Annotated in this window: 2 tRNA genes; both read left to right on the forward strand. The window is 57.6% G+C overall.

Annotation, left to right across the window (positions count from 1 at the left end):
• The first annotated feature begins 78 nt into the window (after positions 1 to 78).
• Positions 79 to 154, forward strand: a tRNA-Val gene (locus KGF50_RS22175).
• A 5-nt stretch (positions 155 to 159) separates the two neighbouring features.
• Positions 160 to 236: transfer RNA gene (locus KGF50_RS22180), tRNA-Asp, on the forward strand.
• Positions 237 to 238: the final 2 nt, after the last annotated feature.

Consider the following 238-nt stretch of genomic DNA (forward strand, 5'->3'; position numbering starts at 1 on the left):
GGTGTAGCTCAATGGTAGAGTTCTGGCCTTCCAAGCCAGCTGTGAGGGTTCGATCCCCTTCACCCGCTCCAAAAAAATGGGATCATAGCTCAGCTGGGAGAGCACCTGCCTTACAAGCAGGGGGTCGCAGGTTCGAGCCCTGCTGGTCCCACCATTTGCGGCCTGGTAGTTCAGTTGGTTAGAATGCCAGCCTGTCACGCTGGAGGTCGAGGGTTCGAACCCCTTCCAGGTCGCCAAA

The organism is Clostridioides sp. ZZV15-6598 (genome assembly GCF_020657705.1).
Lineage (GTDB): Bacteria > Bacillota > Clostridia > Peptostreptococcales > Peptostreptococcaceae > Clostridioides > Clostridioides difficile_F.